A 1,148-nucleotide genomic window follows, 5' to 3' on the forward strand; every position below is an offset into this window, starting at 1 on the left:
CTGCAGCAACTGACCTGAATCCCGGAGTCGAAACCTTGCGCCCCCGTGATGCGACAAATATAGCATGCGCGCCCCGTGGCATCGCGTGGTTCTCACCTGGTTCCACGGCGCGTGGAGGCTGGCGACCGAGCCCGGGCTCAGGAGAGCTGATATACCTCCACGCCGAAACCGCGCGGCGCCGATACGTGGGAGTCGATGAGCCCAAGGCGCGCCGCGTCGGCGATCAGCGCAAAGCGGGGCACGGCGAAGCGCGTACGGCAGCAGCGACGGACGCGCACTCGTTCCATCGCCGCCGCGGTCTCGGGGGGATACTCGTCCGTGAGTACGAACGTCCGCCGAAGCGCCTCGGCCGGAAGCGGCGCGTGCCTGAACACTCCGATCAGCCGACTGAGCACACGCTGAGCGGCACTGATAGGGCGTGACGGCGCCGGGCCATCGCTGCATCGCGCAGCCTCGCGATTGACCGCGAGGCGCAGGGCCTCCCGCCGGTTGTCGCACCCCACGCGCTCGACGTAGGCATCAAGAAGGGCTGCCTCGTCGAGATAGAACCTGGTCTCCATGCGCATCGTCGCCGCCCTCGCCATTCGCGGTGGTTCTCTTGTCGATATAGCGCGGTGCTGCCCGGCCGTCAGGTGATTCCCGCTCAGGTCAGGACGGCCTGACGCGTCGACGCAGCCGAATGCACGCGGGGCTGACGCAGAGCGCGCTCGTCCAGACTCCGGGCCCTCTCAATCTCACGCCGCTTGGCTCCCACGGCGCGATACTGGCCGAGAAGACGTCCCTCGACCCAGTAGACGACCGGCTCGCGGCGCGAGAGGCCGCGCAGGATCACCTCGTGGCGCCCGCAGCGGGCAATGCAACAGGCATCGGCGCGAGGGTGGTCAGCCAGGAAGCGATCGACGAAGGCCTCATCGACCTGCACAAGAGCCGTGGTCAGGGACTCCTTGTGACGGGCGACGACGCCGGGCCAGACGAAACGAAGCTGAGCGATCGCCTGCCGGGTGGAGAAGGTGAGCGACATGGGCCAATCCTGCCCGAGCGAGGGTCCGAATCGCATGGTACTTCGCGGTATTCCGAGCCCTGAGCGGGGTCCCGGGACGAAACAGCGCGCGCGGGGTCCGGGCTCACCTACCGTCGCCTCGTTATGG

The 1,148-nt window shown here is 67.9% G+C and carries 2 protein-coding genes; both read right to left on the minus strand.

Annotated features, from left to right (window positions below; translation table 11 throughout):
- Positions 1–137: 137 nt before the first annotated feature.
- Positions 138–566, minus strand: a complete 429-nt coding sequence (locus tag OJI97_RS08740) for a hypothetical protein (protein WP_297662692.1) — start codon at positions 564–566, stop codon at positions 138–140.
- Between the two features lie 77 nt (positions 567–643).
- Positions 644–1,021, minus strand: a complete 378-nt coding sequence (locus OJI97_RS08745) for a hypothetical protein (RefSeq protein WP_297662694.1) — start codon at positions 1,019–1,021, stop codon at positions 644–646.
- Between the last annotated feature and the right edge of the window lie 127 nt (positions 1,022–1,148).

It is taken from the genome of Sphingopyxis sp., assembly GCF_025869345.1.
Lineage (GTDB): Bacteria > Pseudomonadota > Alphaproteobacteria > Sphingomonadales > Sphingomonadaceae > Sphingopyxis.

Coding starts and splice junctions, on each gene's coding strand:
- OJI97_RS08740 (WP_297662692.1), bottom strand. CDS start 566: ATGCGCATGGAGACCAGGTTCTATCTCGACGAGGCAGCCCTTCTTGAT.
- OJI97_RS08745 (WP_297662694.1), bottom strand. CDS start 1,021: ATGTCGCTCACCTTCTCCACCCGGCAGGCGATCGCTCAGCTTCGTTTC.